We start from the raw sequence: 19389 nt of genomic DNA, 5'->3' as shown, positions 1-19389 counted from the left end.
AAAGTTTTCAGAAATATCAAGTATTTGTCCGATTTTTGCCGTATCTTAATAGAGAAATGAGAATACTACCTGCCTGCCTGTTGACCCTGATTCCTTTTTTTGGTTTTTCGCAAACCGAAACAAAGTTACTGGCTCCCGATGGTGCAGCTTCCGACGAATTCGGAGATGCTGTTGCCAAATGGGGAAATGTGGTATTGGCGGGTGCTCCTAAAAATAACGATATCAATCCCGGTTGCGGAACGGTATACTTCTACAGAGAAAATAATGGAACCTGGACCATGGAACAAAAGGTAACCCCTTTGGATCCGGATCAGGATGATCGTTTTGGAATTTCGGTTGATCTTTTTGGTGATGTTGCCATTGTAGGTGCTTGCCTCGATGATGAAAACGGAATCAATGCCGGGGCAGCATATATTTTCCGCCACAATGGTTCCATTTGGGTGCAGGAAGATAAGCTGATTGCCAGCGACGGAGCTGCAGGAGATGAATTCGGATATTCGGTATCTGTTTACGATAGCATTGCAGTGGTAGGATCCTATCGCTCGGTGATTTCAGGAACAGGTAATGGAGCGGTTTACATCTTCAAATACAACGGAATCAATTGGCCCCAATTGCAAAAATTAAGTGGGACTGCTCCTCAGATCGATGACTTCTTTGGATACAATGTGGACATCCACAAGGACCGTTTGATTGTAGGTGCATACCAGGATGACGATATGGGCGTTAATTCCGGATCGGCTTATATTTTTTCATGGAATGGCGGCATGTTTTCGCTGGAACAAAAAATATTTCCGGCAGACGGTCAACCAGGTGATGCTTTTGGTTTTTCCGTGGGCATTAATGATAGTCTGGCAGTTATCGGCGCCTATGGAAAAGATGTATTAGCTTCTGCAAGTGGAGCTGCATATGTGTATCGCAGAACTGGAAATAGCTGGAATCAGGAACAAGTATTATCAGCCCCTGATGGTGCTACGGATGACTGGTTAGGTTATTCCGTTTCCATTTCAGGAAAAACCATTGTTGCCGGTGCATTTCATGATGATGATTTAGGATCGGAAAGTGGATCTGTTTATATCTACAGATATACAGGAAGCAATTGGATGTTTGAATTTCCATTGCGCGCTACCGATGCTAATACCAATGATAATTACGGAATATGTACAGTGGTCGACAATATGGATATCGTCATCGGCGCACCGTTTAACGACGATAATGGTACCAATAGCGGATCGGTGTATGTGTATCCAATGTGCACCTTTTTACCTGTGCAGGAATTATGCATGGCCTCCGTAAATACCAATTTCAATGAAAACATTCTGATTTGGGAAAAACGAAACACCACCTATATCGATAGCTTTTTAGTGTACCGCTTTAACGGCACAGGTGATGATTTACTTACTACTCTACCCTATTCCTCCGTTGGAGAATTCATTGATAATGGTGCCAATCTGATTGCCTCCGGATATTCCTACCACCTCACTACAAAGAATGTTTGCAATGTGGAAAGTCAGGCCGGATCCTATCACAAAACCATTCATCTCACCACCACACCTGGTTCACCCGGACAAACCATTCTTAATTGGGATGTTCAACTCGGATTTTCATTCCCCTACTACAGAGTATGGCGCGATACCACCGGTACAGGAGCATTTCATTTGATTTATGCAACGCTCAACTCTCAATTTACCTATACCGATAATTCCGCTCCGCTCACTACTCCACTCGATTATTACATCGAGGTGCAGCGATCTGCAGGGGCCTGTATGAATGGACAAACCAGTCGTGTGAGTGCCTATTCCAACAAATCGAATCCTGCACTTAGCAGTATATCAGAAAGCACAAACGATTTAAAATTTTCACTTTATCCCAATCCAAGTCAGGGAATACTTAATGTGAAATTTGAAAACAGCGAGAACACCAGCGCTACCATTTCATTGATCGATCTAAGCGGAAAATTGGTGTACACAACAACAACAAAGGAGAACCATCAGCTGATTCTCCTTCATGAAATTCCTTTCGGATATTATTTTGTAAAACTGGAAACTGGTCAAAAAACCGCGGTTTTACCAATGGTGTATATCCCTTAATTTTTTATCACCCTTCGGGTGATGTACTTGTTTTCTTTGGTAAGAATACGAACAAAATATATTCCTGAATTCTGATTTTTAAGATCGACCTGAATGGATGATTTTCCGTTTGGAGAAATAGTATAAACCACATCACCCAATACATTGATTACATCCATTTGCTGAATGGAATAGGAAGCATTGATTTCAACCGTAAACATTCCATTATTCGGATTTGGATAAATCGTTAAATGCTCCAAACCTAATTCCTCCACGCTAACATCTAATACGGTAACGGTATCTGAATTTGCACTCATACAACCATTGGCATCGGAGTAAACCACCCAGTACTCGCCATTGGCCGTTACATTTAAAACCTGACCCGTAGCTCCCGGAATGGCAACCCCGTTTAAATACCATTGGTTACCGGAAGTATTGTTGGTAACACAGGTATAGTTCGCTTGAACAAAGGTGTTGGTTGGAGTGGTTGGAAGAGGATTTACATTCACAAAAACTGAATCGTAATTACTGCATCCGTTTGCATCGGTGCCGGTAACATAAAACCAGGTATCTGCGGTTGGTGAGGCTTGCGGATTAGCAATGGAGGTATTGCTTAATGCAGGATTAGCATCCCACACATAGGAAACCGCTCCGCTTGCATTTAAAGGGGTACTGTTACCAATACAAAAATCAGCAGCTGTTCCCGCATCTACTGAAGGAAGCGAATTTACAGAAACTGAAATATTTGTTGAGTTATTACACATCATGGCATCCGTAACGGTTACCGTGTAGGTCCCTGCCGTATAAACTGTAATAGAAGCATTGGAAGATCCGGTATTCCAGGAATAGGCAGCGAATCCGGATGCATTTAAAGTAACTGAATCACCAACACAAAAAGTGGTAGGTCCGGATGGCGTAATTACAGGACCCGGTAAAGTATTTACCACAACCTGAATGGTATCTAAATCTGTGCAACCATTCCCATCGGTGGAGCTCACAAAATAGGTGGTGGTAGAAGAGGGATTCGCTAAGGGATTAGAAATATTGCTTGCGCTAAGTCCGGTGCTGGGTGTCCATGACCAGGTAGTTCCTCCCGTTGCATTCAGTTGTACACTTCCTCCGGAACAAATTTGCTGATCGCTTCCGGCATTGGTGGTAAGCTGACAATATTTTATGGTGCTGTAATCGGTACCAGTTCCACTTCCTTTGCTATCTCCGCTTACATAAACATTTCCTGCAGCATCAACATTGATTTTTTTAGCCTGGTCGCTGTTGTTCGCCGTTCCGTTGAAGCGGGTCGACCAAACACGGCTTCCTGTTGCAGGATCATATTTGATGGTCATAAAATCATTGTTCGATCCGGGTAAATAACTATAACCGGTAACGTAAACATTGCCTGAATTGTCAATGGCAACATCACTTGCTTCGTCATAATTTCCACCAATACCATTATAGGAATCGGTCCAGATTAATCCGAGTGTTGAATTGTATTTAGCCACCCAAAAATCTTCGGCGGTTCCTGTATTTTTTGCTCTGCCTACAACATAAACATTTCCGCTTGCATCCAGTTTAATCGCATTCGAAACATCTGCGGCATTGGCAGTTCCGTTAAATATGACTGTATTCGTAATCGTACCTGAAGAATTAATTTTTATGGTGTGAACATCATCATCACTGGCTGCTCCATTATAGGCATAACCGGTAACATATAAATTTCCTGAAGCATCCATCACCATATCGGTGGGGTATTCATAGGAATTGAGGGTATGATTGTATTGAACGGTCCATTGCTGCGTTCCTGCCGAATTGTATTTAATAACGCGGTAATTCAGATCCTGACCTGTATTAAAGGCGTTTCCTGCAACGTAGACATTTCCGGAGGCGTCGGTGAGGACAATGGTCCCCTGATCGAGGTTATTTCCGGAAGAAGTAAAATCAGCCACCCATTGCTGCGTTCCGGCAGAATTATATTTTACCGTGCGGATATTGGTATTCGATGTACTTACATTGGCAGAACCGGTAACAATAACATTTCCTGATGCATCCACTGCAATGTCGCGGGCATCATCAAACAGACTTGCGCCGGCATCATAATATTGCTGCCATTGCTGAGTTCCAGCGGAATTGTATTTGATGGTGGTATAATCGTAATTCGATCCCGAGCGAAATGCGTAACCGGTAACATACACATTTCCGGAAGCATCCACGGCTAATGCACGCGCTTCATCTAAACCGTTTCCGGATCCATTGAAGGTTTGAGTCCACTGTGCTACTCCCGCATTATTATACTTCACGGTGACAATATCATAACCGCTTATGGCATTGTAAGCAGAGCCGGTGACGTAAATATTTCCGGAAGCATCAACATACATATCGGCAACAATTTCAGGCGTATTTGTACCTGCGCCATTGTAACGCGATTCCCATTGTACATTGATCTGAGCTGATACTGAAACACTCAGCAAGAATCCGGAAAAAAGTAATAGTTTTCTCATAGCAGAAGATGGCAATAATACTAGCTAAAATAGACAAAAGGAAGCAAACCAAAACCAAAGTTTGACTTTATTATTGGAAAAATTTCATTCTGCATTATTGTAAGAACCTTTTATTTATATTTACTCATTAGAACTATCAAGCTATGAAAGGAAAACTCTACAGGCTACTTTCTGTATTTATTTTTTTAATCACCTTCTCTCCTGCCTACTCAACGCATATTGTTGGAGGTTCCCTCACCTACGAACATTTGGGAGGAAGTACCTATCGGATTCTGTTAAAACTGTATCGCGACTGTACACCTGCAACCGGACCGCATGCCGATTTGCAAACTTCAGCAGCGATTGAAATTTATAATGCGAATGGTACCTTCAATGCTTCGGTAACCTTAAACCGAATTCAGCTCACAACAGTGCCGCTAAATCTCGACACCTGCGTAGCAGATCCGGGTATTTGTGTAGAGGAGGGTTTGTATGCCGGTATCGTAAATAACTTACCACCTGTAGCAGGCGGATATCATTTGTATTTTGAAACCTGTTGCCGAAATTCTTCCATTGTCAATTTGAACAACCCACTCAATGCGGGAGAAGGATTTTACTGCAGAATTTCAGATAACACTATGTTGCTCACCAACAGTTCACCCCAATGGGTGAATTTCCCACCTGTATTCGTTTGTCAGGGGCAACCACTCGATTTCGATCACAGTGCTACGGATGCTGATGGAGATTCATTGGTGTATTCCTTTTACAATCCACTTTCTGATATCGATTATTTAACACCAAACGATTTAACCTTTACTGCCGGCGTTCCGAATTTTGTATATGTAAATTACAATCCCGGTTACGGCGTAAACAATCCGCTTGGAGGAGCTAACCTAACCATCAGCAGCGGTGGAATTGTAGATGGAATTCCATCCAATATCGGACAGTACGTAGTTGGTGTTCGCTGCGATGAGTGGCGCGATGGAATTTTAATTGGAAGTGTATACCGCGATTTCCAGTTTAACGTAGTGGTTTGTCCCCCACCAGCCCTTGCGGGAATTGGACCCGTAAACGGATGTGCAGGAAATGCCATTCAGTTCAACAATACTTCATCCATAACTGCCAACGGATTTGTATGGGATTTTGGTGACGGATCTCCTACATCTACACAAACCAATCCTTCGCATACCTATCCCGGAATCGGAACCTACACGGTACAACTAATTGCACAATATGGAACCCCATGTGCCGACACAGCCTACCGAACATTTCCAATTGCATGGTCGAATGCCGATTTCAATAATCCGGATTCCGTCTGTATCAGTTCACCCGCTTCCTTTAGCAATACATCTACAGCTTCTGCGAATAATACCGTGAATTCATGGACCTGGAATTTCGGAGATGGATCGCCCACTTCCGGATTACCGAATCCAACACATACGTTTGCTAGCGGTGGATTATACAATGTTCAACTCATCATTAATTCATCCTCAGGTTGCCGCGATACGATCAATCACCCTGTATTTGTACAATCGCTGCCTAGTGTAAATGTGGGACCCGATACTTCTGCCTGTAACAACAATCCATTGGTAAGTTTGAACGGAACGGTAAACAATGCTTCGGGTGGACTCTGGCTCAATGGAAATGGAACCTTTAATCCGAACAGCAGTACCTTAGTTACCGATTACACTCCATCAGCAGCTGAAGTGAGTGCAGGCTCGATGTTCCTGGTTTTATCTTCCACCGGAAATGGATTATGTCCCACTGCAGTTGACACTCTACACATCGTTTTTGTGGATGGTCCCGATGTAAACGCCGGAGCCGATATTCAGGTTTGTAAAGATACCAGTGGAGTTCCTCTCAATGGAACCGTGCAATTTGCAGGTGGCGGAACATGGAGCAGCAGTGGAAGCGGAACATTTTCACCCAATGCAAATACACTCAATGCAACCTACATTCCAAGCGCAGCAGACACTGCAGCAGGAGCGGTTACTCTTTATCTTACCGCTACCAATGTTGGAAATTGTATAACAACAACCGATACAGTAGAAGTCGGATTTTATAATCCACCTACCGCACTCATCATGAATAACGACACCGCATGTTCCGGTGATCCGATTCCACTGTTGGTGAATGTAACTACAGGACAAGGAATCTGGACCACACTCGGAAGCGGAATTTTTACACCCGATTCATTGGTGGGATCTTATTATCACCCCGGTGCAAATGATATTAGCAATGGAACGGTGACGTTAATTTTTACATCCATCAACAACGGAGGATGTCAGGCTGCCAAAGACACGATCGATGTTGCCATCATTCCATCACCTGTTCCTGCCTTTAGTTTTACAGAACCTTGCTTTGGAATTACTTCAGTATTCACCGACGGATCTACTGCCATTGGCGGAGTGGTTGGCTGGAACTGGGATTTTGGCGATGGACAGAGTTCTACTTCTGTAAATCCTACTCATTTATTTGCGCAGGCAGGAACCTACAATGTTACGCTGATTGCCACTTCATCCAATGGATGTAAAGACACGTTAACACAACCTGTAGACGTTCATTATCTGCCCGAAGTTGGATTTTACTCTCCGAATCCATGTTTAAATGGCGGAACCGATTTTACAGATACCAGTTCGGTAGTGGGATCAACCATTACAGGATGGCAGTGGAATTTCGGCGATGGAGGAACTTCTACAGTGCAAAATCCAAATCACCTTTATCCGGGTGCAGGTTCCTATTCGGTTACATTGATAGCGACGACAGCTTTCGGTTGCATCGATTCCTTAACTCAAAATACCAATGTACTTCCGGGTCCAAACGCTGCTTACATTGCATCATCCTATTCGGTGAATCAGTTTGAAGTTGTAAACTTTACGGATCAATCCACACCGGCGGGACAAATCGTTAGTTGGCAATGGAATTTCGGAGATAGTTCTGCCATTGATTTGAATCAGAATCCAAGTCATGGCTTCAACGGCAGTGGCACCTATTCGGTGATTCTGGTAGTGGAGGATGGAAATGGATGTTACGACACAACTAAATCCGACATCATTGTTTTCCTTCCACCGGATATTCCAAACGCGTTTAGTCCGAACGGCGATGGCAATAATGATTTTCTCTATATCTACGGCGGTCCATTCAAAGAATTGGAGTACCGTATTTACAACAACTGGGGAGAATTGATTTTCGAATCGACCGACATTCAGCAATGCGGTCCCTATGTTTGCCTCGGTTGGGATGGAACGTATAAAAATGTTCCGCAACCAATGAGTGTTTATGTGTACCAGGTGCGTGCCGTAACAGAAGACGGTGTTGAGCACGTGATTACCGGTGATGTAACATTATTACGATAAACGGGGAGGGAAGTAACATGAGAATGAAAAAACTGATTATAGCCTTGCTTTTTACTCCCATTGGGGGACTCGTTTCTGCGCAAGATTTTCACCTTTCGCAATATGAAGCAGCACCTTTAAATATAAATCCTGCCATGACGGGTATGTTTAAAGGGAATTTACGATTGCACGGACACTACCGCACTCAATGGTCGGCCATTGCAACAAAACCATTTACCACCGGATTAATTAGTGGCGATATGCCTTTAAAAAAGTTTTCGGTTGGAGCACAAATTGCAAACTTCAGAGCAGGAGCCGGAAACTACAACGTATTTAGTTTTTTGGTTTCAGCAGCTTATAAAATCAAATTAGATAAAAACAATAATCACCATTTGAGTATCGGTCTACAAGGAGGTGCATTTCAGAAAAGCATCAACTACGAAAAACTCAGTTTTGGAAGTCAGTATAGTCCCTACCAGGGAGGTTATTTCGACCAGAACGTTTCATCGGGTGAAAACTTTGCCGGTAACAGTGTGCTTAAAGGAGATTTTAATGCCGGACTGATGTATTTCTACGGAAAGGAAAGTGCATTGTTTAATCCCTTTGCAGGCATTTCATTTTTCCACATCAATCAACCAAAAGAATCCTTCTTTAACTCCAACAACAAACTACCGGTAAGATGGGTTGCTCATGGGGGAACAAAAGTTAATCTGACCGAAAAAATTCAGCTGGTTGGAAAAGCATTTTATATGGGAGAAAAAAATGCGAGAGAATTAACTTATGCCATGGACATCCATTACTACCTCGCGGATCAGGATGCGTTTTTATTGTTTGGTCCGACCTTTAGAAACAAAGATGCAGCTGTAATTATGGCCGGTTTACAATTAGGAAAATTCACTTACCGCATTAGTTACGACATCAATACTTCTTCCCTGCAGCCTGCAACTAACGGAAGAGGAGGTTTAGAATTATCGGTTACCTACATCAACAAAAAAATCGATCCGAACCCAGTTAAAACCTGTCCAAGATTATAAAGATGAAAAGACATATACTACTTCTTGTATCCCTGTTCATCGGATTGATTGCACAGGCACAAAGCAAAAAAGAACTGATAGAACTCGGCGACGCTGCCTTTCAAAAAGAAAACTACGGCTCCGCAGTTTATTTCTATAAACGAATTGTTGAACACATTCCGGGCAAGTACGACCTTACCTATCCGTATGAAATTGTATCCGCATCCCGTTCCGTAAAAAAGGAAAAAAGCGACAGCACTGCAAAAGTGGATGCTTCCGATGCGAAAAAAGTTTACGTGATTCATCGTTTAGCCGAATCGTACCGCCTGTTGAGGGATTACGACAATGCAGAACTGTGGTACAAAACCGCTATGGAAAATCCATCGCCACAATTCCCGAATGCAAAATATTATTATGCTAGCTGTTTAATGCATAATGATAAGTACGAAGAAGCACAAAGTTATTTTGAAGCCTTCTTAAATGAAACCGGTGATGAAAAAATGAAACAACTCACCGAAAACAAAATTGCCAGTTGTGCTTTTGCCCGCAATGAAGAAAACCGGCGCAACGATATTTTCATTCATAAACTCGACTCCACATTTAATTCTGGTGTTGCTTCCTTTGGCGTAAATTTCTTTACGGATGAATCACTCATTTTTGCCAATGCAAAATCCGGCAATACGGTTCTTGATCCGAAAAAAGACGACGGAAAATACACTTCCGATTTATTTATCGTTTCACAAAAAGACAGTGCATCGTGGGATCAACCATTACCTTTTGCATCACCTGTGAATTCCGAGATGAATGAAGGCGGATCGGTGTTGTCGGTTGACCGCAGCACTTTTTATTTTACGCGCTGGAATCCCGAGAACAGAAAAGAGTGTTATATCTATGTAAGCAAGCGTTTCAATAAACGTTGGATGGAACCATTAAAACTCGACATCAACATGGAAGGTTATAAAACCATGATGCCGATGTTAAACATGGATGAAACCAAGTTGTTTTTTGCATCGGATCGTCCGGGCGGACAAGGCGGTTTAGATATCTGGTATTGTCCGGTAGATGCAGACGGAATTCTAGGTGACCCGGTGAATTTGGGTCCCGTTGTAAATACCGCTGAAGATGAAACAACGCCTTATTATCATCTTCTGACCAATACACTTTATTTTTCATCTACAGGTCACAGAGGATTTGGCGGATTAGATGTTTTTAAAACTCAATTTGTAGAAGACGAAGGCATTTGGTCGACCCCCATCAACATGGGTGCACCCATCAACTCCAATAAAGACGACCGTTATTTTATTCTGGCTCCGGATCAGAAACGCGGATATTACGCATCCGACAGAGAAAAATGCAGCTCTTGCGATAGTTCGGAAGTAATCTCGGGTAACTGCGAAAAATTGTATGGATTTGTAAAAGGAACCATTGAAATTGATATTCAGGGTTACGTTTACGATGCAGCTACAGAAGAACCGATTCCGGGTGCAATTGTAGAATTGAAGGACGTAAATGGCGAATGGGAACCGATTGTTTTAATTACCGATGAAAACGGTTTTTATAAGACCGGTTTAAATGTGGGGATGGAGATATTTATGAAAGGTAAAAAGACCAAATATTTTGCCGATGCTGCAAGCGTAAACACCACCGGAATTACAGAGACCACACACCTGCAACAAGATTTTTACCTGCGCTTAATTCCTACCGGTGAAATAGAAATTCCGGGTATCGAATACGATTTCGATAAAGCAACCCTTCGTCCGAAATCCAAAGAAATTCTGGATCAGCTTTACGACTTCCTTGTTCTGAATAATGACCTGGTAGTAGAAATTAAATCGCACACCGACTGCCGCGGTAACGATAATTACAACCTCAAACTTTCAAAAGACCGTGCGAAATCCTGTGTCGACTATCTCATTTCGAAAGGAATTGCCAAAGAACGCTTGATTCCTCAAGGTTATGGTGAAACGGAACCCTTGTTTAAATGCGATGATATCGAGGCTGAACAAAATGCCGATAAAAAAGAAGAAATGCATCAGCGCAACCGAAGAACAGCTTTCCGTGTTGTTAAACAAGAATAAAAAAACATTCATCCTTAATTCCCAAAGCCCGGTCAATTCCGGGCTTTTTTTATGCAACGTTTTTTCATTGTCCAACGTCCATTTTTAGTGCTACCAAAACCCGTTTTTTAAAAGACTAAACCCTGACTTTGTCCGATTAATGCGGCATTTTCATTGGTTTACGCGCTTAATTAACTACCTTTGCGACCAAATGTGCTGCTATTTAATCAATTGAATGTTAATCAATTGATAAACAGCAACATAACACTCTTATTGCGTTAAGAAAAGTCAACATACCTATGACCAAAAGTCGAATTGCTCTTTTAATTTTACTGTTTAGCGGGATTTTTAGCCGTACATCTGCCCAGATTGACACCGATTTCTGGCTGGCGGCTCCTGAGGTTTCTGCATCACTCGGTGACCAGCCCATTGGTTTGCGAATCATGAGTTATGGCTCGGCTGCAACGGTAACCATCAATCAACCGGCCAATGGCGGATTTACACCCATTGTGGTAAACCTGGGAGCAAATGCTACCCAAAATGTGAACCTCAGCGCATTTTTGGCATCCATCGAAAGTCCATCCGGAAATGCGGTTAACAACAACGGTCTGCACATTAGCTCAACGGCAGACATTAGCGTTTTCTACGAAATAGGAGCTGCATCCAACAAAGAAGCCATTTCATTAAAAGGAGAAAAAGGATTAGGAACCGAATTTTATACACCATTCCAAAAATTCTGGAACAACGGTTCCACTACCCCAGCTTCGTTTAACAGTATAGAAATTGTTGCAACGCAAAATGCAACTACCGTTTTAATTACTCCACGTTCGGCAGTAACCGGACATGCCGTAAACTCAACCTACAGCATAACGCTGAATGCGGGACAAACCTATTCTGCACGCGAAAGTGATTTGGTATCTACTACCTCGTTAAGTGGATCTATTATTTCTTCCGATAAACCCGTTGCCGTAACTGTTTACATGGGCGCAATGAGTAACACCGGATGTTTAAGTACAATGGCAGACCAGATTACTTCTTCGCAATACATCGGGAAAGATTACATCATTCACAAAGGAAAAGCCATCAACGAAAAAGTGTATGTGCTGGCTACACAAAACGGAACTTCGGTTAATGTTTACAATAGTGGTACAGCAACCACATTAATCAACTGGGGTGAAGCTTATGAAATCAGTATTACCGACACGGTAAATTTCATTCAAACTTCAAAACCCGTTTATGTTTTTCATGCATCAGGAAATGGATGTAAATTAAGTGGAGCGCAGGTGCCGAATTTACTTTGCGCAGGAACCTACTCCACCGCATTTACTCGTCCTGTTACCGACTCTTTCGCTTTGCGATTATATACAAGAACAGGATTTGAAGGACAATTTCAATTAAACGGAAATTCATCGTTAATTCCTTCCTCTGCATTTAGAACTGTTCCGGGTACCGGCGGAAATTATAAAAGTGCATTGATCTTTTTTAACACCACCGATATTCCGCAAAACAGTTACAACATTGTAACCAATAGTGGCGATATTTTCGGAATGGGAATTATGTACGGAAGCAGTACTGCCGGATCAGGTTTTGCATACCTCAGCGAATTCAGTTCTTATCCTTTTGTTGATGCAGGTGCAGATGCAAGCGTTTGTGCCAACGTTCCTTTTAGCTTAAACGGAATTGTTGGTGGCGGATCAGTAACCGGAACATGGAGTTCTACCGGATTCGGAAGTTTCCAAAATGGATTGACCAGCCTAACCAATAATTATCTTCCTAATGGACTCGACACTGTTGTGAGTCCCATAAAATTAATTTTATCCTCTACCGGTCCTTGTCCCGTACAACGCGACACATTGATTTTAACTGTTGAACCCGCACCAATTGTAAATGCTTCTGCCGACCAAACAGTTTGTGGAAACAACGCTATCGTAAATCTGAATGGCGGAGTTACCGGTGGAGCAACAACAGGAATTTGGTCGACACTAGGCAACGGAACGTTTAGTCCGCAAAACACCGATTTAAATGCCGATTACATTGCTTCTTCTACCGACACTGCCAATGGAACGGTGATCTTAGTTCTTACAGCGACCAACATAGGTACCTGTGCTTCGGTAAGCGATACCATGGTTGTAACCATTACTGATGTACCGAAAGCAGATGCGGGTCCTGCAACAGCAACAGCCTGCAGTAACAACCCGAACATTTCCATAAGCGGAACTATTTCCGGAACGGCAACTACCGGAAGATGGACCACCTCTGGTAACGGAATTTTTTCTCCGAATAATTTATCACTCAACGCCACCTATACACCTTCGGTGACGGATGTAAATTCAGGAAGTGTAACACTGTATCTTGAATCCACCAACAACGGCATTTGTAATCCGGCCATCGATAGTATTGTGGTCACCTTTACTCCCGATCCAACCGTAAATGCCGGAGTTAATCAGATTGCCTGCAGCAATGATCCTTCAGTAGATTTAGCCGGAGTAGTTAGTGGTCCCACCACCAGTGGTATCTGGACCGGCGGAGCGGGAACATTTAGTCCTTCCTCATCCGATTTAAACGCCAGCTATACACCAACGGCAGCGGAAATCAGCAATGGAAATGTAATTCTTACACTCACCTCTACATCAAACGGAAATTGCCTTGCAGAATCCGCAACGATGCGCATTGATTTTGTTGCTCCTCCATTTGCGAATTTTAACTACAACAATGTTTGTTTAAATGAAAGCAATTCATTCACCGACTTTTCTTTACCAGGATATGGTTCATTGAACACATGGGAATGGAATTTTGGCGATGGAAATACTTCTACCTCTCAAGATCCAACACATACTTATCTGGCCGACGGATCTTATCCTGTTGAATTGATTGTAACCAATACTACAGGATGTAAAGACACCTTATCGCAAACCGTAACTGTATATCCTCTTCCTGTTGCTAATTTCAGCTACGTACCTGCATGTAGCGGATCACAAGTGACGATTGATTTTACCGATAACTCAACAGTAAGTTCTGGATCGATCAACTACTGGTATTATGATTTTGGCGGTTTAGGAAATATCGCTGCACAAAATGCCACCCAAGTATTTACAGGTGTAGGAACATTTTACATTACGCACATCGTTTCCACTACGAATGGATGTCGCGATACCATTGTAACACCCATCACCGTTAATCCTCGACCAAGCGCCGGTTTCTATTACAATACCGCCAGTGGATTAAATGTTGGAGCTGAAGTTGAATTTATCGACACCTCCTCCAATGCTACCATCTTCGAATGGGAATTTGGGGATGGTACCGGAGGATCTACATTGCAAGATCCAACGCATATTTATTTTGCGAATGGACTATACCAGATTACACAAATTGTGTTCGACAACCTGGGATGTTCAGATACAGCCAGAGTCTATATCTCCATCAACACGGTATCTAACGACATCAGTACATTAATTCCAAATGCTATTTCACCGAATGGTGACGGAAAAAATGATGTATGGAAACTCAACTTCATTTCCATTCTTTATCCGAATGCTAGTGTAGAAATATTTAACCGCTGGGGACAAAAACTATTTTCTTCCGACGGTTATACAACACCATGGGATGGAACCTTTAATGGAGAGCCATTACCTGCCTCTACTTATTTCTTCGTTCTTGATTTGAAAGACCCTTCGAAGCCTGAACCGATTACTGGTACTATTCTATTGATCCGATAAAAACAGATACAGACATGAAGAATTTTAAATCCATAATTTCGATTTGCCTTGCACTGTTTTCATTTGGAAAAGTGTATTCGCAGCAACAGGCTATTTACACCAACTACCTGTTAAACCCCTTGTATTACAATCCTGCTATTTCAGGAAGTGAAGCATTTCATCGTGCCAACATTAACTACCGCAATCAGTGGGCAGGATTTGATGGTGCTCCTAAAACATTTTCTGCAAGTATAATCGGATCTGTAAAAGATCGTCAGAAACATGGCTTTGCGGGAATGATTGTTTCGGATAATGTAGGACTCACCGCTCGCACCGGAGTTTACATTAACTACTCGTATAAAATCAAATTAAATAAAACAACCTCATTGCGATTGGGTGTAAGTCCTGGATTTGTGCAATACCGTGTCCGCCTATATGATGTACGCGTGGTTGACGGAGGAGATGAATTGCTGACCGGAAATGTTCTATCTGCCAACGCCATCGATTTAAATTCCGGGGCCTATATTCACAATGAAAAATTCTTTGTCGGATTATCGGCTAATCAGGTATTGGGACAAAGCATCAGCTTTACTACCTATAACGACCAGTTAGCTATGCACTACAATTTAATGGGAGGATACACACATGCCTTCAAGAAAAATTTTGAGTTGCAACCTTCAACGCTTGTTCGCTATACCAAAGGATTACCCGTATCGGCAGATTTTAGTTTACGCGGAATCTTTAATAAAAACTTCTGGGTATCGGCCACCTATCGCCTATCAGATGCGGCAAGTATTGGTGTAGGATACACTGCGTTTAACCGACTCACCATTGGTTATTCTTACGACTATTCATTATCGTCCATCAACCCATACCAAAACGGAACCCATGAAATTGGCATCAGTTTCCGATTAACCACCAAGAAAAAATCGTTGGATGAAGAAGATGAAGAACTCAATAACTCCATTATGGAGAAAAACAAAAAGCAACGTGAAACAGAGGAAAAACAGAAATAAGATGAAGAACCTGAAATATATTTTCCTTTTGCTTTTCGGACTTAACTGGTTCGGATCAAAGCTACATGCACAAGTTGATACCTTGTTTTGGTTTGCAGCACCATGGGTAACTCCGGATCACCACTGGAGAGATCCTATTGCATTCCACTTTTCAACCTTTGGTAATCCAACCACCATTCGTTTGCAACAACCCGTAACCGGTTACGATACCACTTTTGTTGTGCCTGCGAATTCCTTGTTTTCAAAAACGGTTCATCATATGATGAATACCATTGAAAGCAAACCGGCGAATACCGTTTTACCCTATGGATTTAAAATCACATCTGATTTCCCTATTACCATAGTTTACGATGTAATTACCCGCGCACCGCAGTATTACAATCCGGAAACTTTTTCATTGAAGGGTCAAAATGGATTAGGAACTGAATTCGTTGCATCCTTTCAAACCAGATGGAACAATCAAACCTTGGGAGGGGATTTAAATGGAGATGGAACAGTTACCCAACCTTACCAGCAAATCAATTTAGTGGCAACAGAAGACAACACGGTAATATATATTACACCGCGCTGTAATGTGGTAGGCGGACATCCTGCCAATGTAACGTATTCGGTGACCTTGCCTTTAAAAGGACAATGCTACACGATTCAAAACATGGTCCAAAACACTTCAGTACCCGGAAATAATTTAGCAGGTACCGTTATTGTAGCCAGCAATCCGATTGCCGTAACTGTTACCGACGACTCCGTTAACCCATCAGGTGGTGGAGGATGTTACGATTTAATGGGAGACCAAACTGTACCAACAGATGTAATCGGTAAAGACTATATCGTATTAAAAGGATTTTTAAATGCGGGTTCAGAAGAATCGTGCTTTATTACAGCTACTGAAAACTTCACCACCGTAACAATTAACGACGGTACAGCAACAACCGTTATTTTAAATCAGGGCGACACCTATCGCTATCAATTATTGCAACCAAGAACATCCGTATCTGCAGATAAAAATGTGTACGTGTTACATATGACAGGATACGGTTGTGAATTAGGAAAAGCAATTCTTCCTCCGTTAAACTGTTCCGGTTCCGACATCGTAACCTTTCCAAGAACGAATCCACAGAATTTCTCATTGAATATTTTGTGTCCAACCGGAGCAGAAGGCGGTTTCCTATTAAACGGAAGTGGAGCATTAGTTCCTGCAGGATCATTTAATGCGGTGCCTGGTACAGGTGGACAATGGATGGCTGCGCAGTTAACGTTTACCACAGCACAAATCGCTTCTGGTTCTTCTAACATTCTCACCAATTCAATTGATAATTTCGGATTAGGAATTATTAATGGAGGAACATCAACCGGATGTTTATACCACTATATGTCGTCCTTTATCCGTCGCGTTTATACCAATGCAGGAAACGATCAAACCGTTTGTTCGGGCGAGCCGGTAATCAATTTATCGGGAACCGTTGAAGGCGGAAGTACAACGGGAATATGGAATGTATTGGATGGTTCAGGTACGCTTGCAACACCTACCAATCTAACTACAACCTATACACCCACAACATCAGATTATACGCAAGGAACATTAACCTTCGTACTTCAAAGTACAGGAAACTGCGAACCGGTGGCGGATACCATGCGTGTTACCTTTATTCAATCGCCGGTTGTTGATGCTGGAACAGCAAACATCTATTGCAAAAACAATATCACCGATATTCCTGTAAGCGGAACATTACAATTTGCTGCCGGTGCAACATGGACTGGTGGTAATGGTGGTGCATTTGCCAATAATGGAGCATTAAGTACAACTTATACACCATCACCTGCAGATTTATCGCAAGATAGTTTGGTATTAATTCTTACTTCGGCAGGAAGCTTCTTTGCATGTCCGAACGATGTGGATACGCTGGTTGTATTCTTTACTGATCCACCAATGGTAAATGCAGGTGCAAATCAGGTTTTATGTGCAAATACACCACAGGTAAATATCAGCGGTTCTGTAAGTGGAGCAACAACAACAGGTACATGGTCAACATTCGGAGGAGGAACATTTAGTCCCGCCGGTAATTTAAATACCGTGTATAATGTAAATCCTACAGATACAACGAATGGAATTGTGTACCTCACGTTGACATCGACCAACAATGGAAATTGCTTAGCCGTTCGCGATAGTATCGAAATCCAATTTGTGGATGTTCCATTTGTTGCTATTGTTTCTGAAGATACCGTTTGCGCCAATGTGGGAACCGTAAATCTGGATGGTGCAATTAGTTCCGGCTATACACCTTTATGGAATACCAACGGTGCAGGAAGTATTGCATCGAACAATTCATTAAGTACGGTTTATTCGGTGAGTCCGATTGATACCACTGCAGGTTTTATTCAAATTTACTTGAGCACCAATGCAGGAATTTGTCCGGCACAAACCGATACCATGATTTTAGTTTTCGCTACTCCACCCGTTGCATTTGCCGGAATTGATCAGGCGTTTTGCGCTAATGAAGTGGTACAATTGAATGGTGTCATCACCGGGGTGACCAATACCGGAACCTGGACCTCTACGGGAACAGGAACATTTAATCCGGGTGCCAATTTCTTAACCACTACCTACACACCTTCGCCATTGGACGTATTGAATGGTGGATTGGATTTGATTCTAACCTCTACCAATAATCAAGGTTGTAATCCTGCCTCCGATGTAATGAGCATCACGTTTAAACCTGCTCCATTGGCAGATTTCACGGCGAGCATCGAATGTGTGGGCGACAATACCATCTTCAATGATATCTCTGTTGCAACACCAAATAGTGTGAACAGCTGGAACTGGAATTTCGGCGACTTAACTACTTCCATTGCACAAAATCCATTGCATCCGTATACCGCAAGCGGAACATTTACGGTAACCTTAATTGCCGGATCCAGCAACGGATGTTATGATACCATTCAAAAACAAGTCACTGTTAATCCATTACCCATTGCCAACTTTACTGTGAATACACCGTGTGAAGGATCTCCGGTTACATTTACCGATCAGTCATTCATCAGCACTGGCGCAGTTACCCAATGGGATTATGATTTTGGAGACGGATCTACGCATGGAACCAATCAGGTAGTGAATCACGTATTCCCGGGAACGGGAACATTTAACGTAACACTCGAAGTAACTTCTGCATTAGGATGTTCCGATACTGTAATTATTCCTGTTACCATTATTCCACGTCCAAATGCAGCTTTCACCATGAGTCCGAATCCGGTACTTGCACTGGAGGCTGTACAGTTCACAGATTTATCTACAGGTACAACACCCATCATTGACTGGTATTGGAATTTTGGCGACTCTGCCGGAATCAATCAGCAAAATCCTACTCACGTTTACAACAACGGCGGTGTGTATTATGTCGATTTAATTGTAACCGATCAAAACGGTTGTACCGATACAGCACGCAATGAAATGATCGTGACGCTTCTCCCTGCAGTACCTTCCGGATTTACTCCGAATGGCGATGGAGAAAACGATGTGTTCCGTGTAAGAGGAGGACCATTTGAATCTATCGTGTTCCGTGTATATAATAGTTGGGGACAACTTATTTTCTCAACCACCGATCAAAATGAAGGATGGGACGGCACCTTTAAAGGTGAAGATCAACCTATGGGTGTTTACACCTGGACAGTTGAAGTTGTAATTACCGGCGGAAAAGTGTTTAACAAAACCGGTGACGTAACCCTAATGCGCTAATGA

The 19389-nt window shown here is 42.5% G+C and carries 8 protein-coding genes; 7 read left to right on the top strand and 1 reads right to left on the bottom strand.

Going from position 1 to position 19389, the window contains the following annotated elements; genetic code table 11:
* The first annotated feature begins 56 nt into the window (after window positions 1–56).
* Window positions 57–2087 carry a T9SS type A sorting domain-containing protein gene (locus K1X56_07900; GenBank protein MBX7094626.1) on the top strand — a complete coding sequence of 677 codons (2031 nt, stop codon included), beginning with the start codon at window positions 57–59 and terminating at the stop codon, window positions 2085–2087.
* Here the strand turns inward: K1X56_07900 and K1X56_07895 are convergent.
* Window positions 2084–4561, bottom strand: coding sequence for a T9SS type A sorting domain-containing protein (locus K1X56_07895; GenBank protein MBX7094625.1), 2478 nt, complete (start codon window positions 4559–4561; stop codon window positions 2084–2086). The genes K1X56_07900 and K1X56_07895 overlap by 4 nt on opposite strands.
* 143 nt (window positions 4562–4704) lie before the next feature.
* On the opposite strand from K1X56_07895, the gene K1X56_07890 reads away from it, so the two are divergent.
* From K1X56_07890 to K1X56_07865, 6 genes are all read left to right on the top strand, one after another.
* The gene (locus K1X56_07890; protein ID MBX7094624.1) at window positions 4705–7896 is read left to right on the top strand and encodes a PKD domain-containing protein; all 3192 of its coding nucleotides are present in this window, start codon (window positions 4705–4707) and stop codon (window positions 7894–7896) included.
* A 23-nt stretch (window positions 7897–7919) separates the two neighbouring features.
* Entirely contained in the window at window positions 7920–8909 is a 990-nt protein-coding gene (locus K1X56_07885; GenBank protein ID MBX7094623.1) for a PorP/SprF family type IX secretion system membrane protein, read from the top strand.
* A gap of 2 nt (window positions 8910–8911) precedes the next feature.
* Window positions 8912–10966, top strand: a complete 2055-nt coding sequence (locus K1X56_07880) for an OmpA family protein (protein ID MBX7094622.1) — start codon at window positions 8912–8914, stop codon at window positions 10964–10966.
* A 278-nt stretch (window positions 10967–11244) separates the two neighbouring features.
* Window positions 11245–14661: a gliding motility-associated C-terminal domain-containing protein gene (locus K1X56_07875; GenBank protein ID MBX7094621.1), complete on the top strand. Its 3417-nt coding sequence runs from the start codon at window positions 11245–11247 to the stop codon at window positions 14659–14661.
* 14 nt (window positions 14662–14675) lie between these two features.
* Window positions 14676–15656, top strand: coding sequence for a type IX secretion system membrane protein PorP/SprF (locus K1X56_07870; protein MBX7094620.1), 981 nt, complete (start codon window positions 14676–14678; stop codon window positions 15654–15656).
* A gap of 1 nt (window position 15657) precedes the next feature.
* Window positions 15658–19386, top strand: a complete 3729-nt coding sequence (locus tag K1X56_07865) for a PKD domain-containing protein (GenBank protein MBX7094619.1) — start codon at window positions 15658–15660, stop codon at window positions 19384–19386.
* The last annotated feature ends 3 nt before the right edge of the window (window positions 19387–19389 follow it).

The sequence above is a fragment of the Flavobacteriales bacterium genome (assembly GCA_019694795.1).
Lineage (GTDB): Bacteria > Bacteroidota > Bacteroidia > Flavobacteriales_D > UBA2798 > UBA2798.
This window is presented reverse-complemented; position numbering and strand designations above follow the sequence as displayed.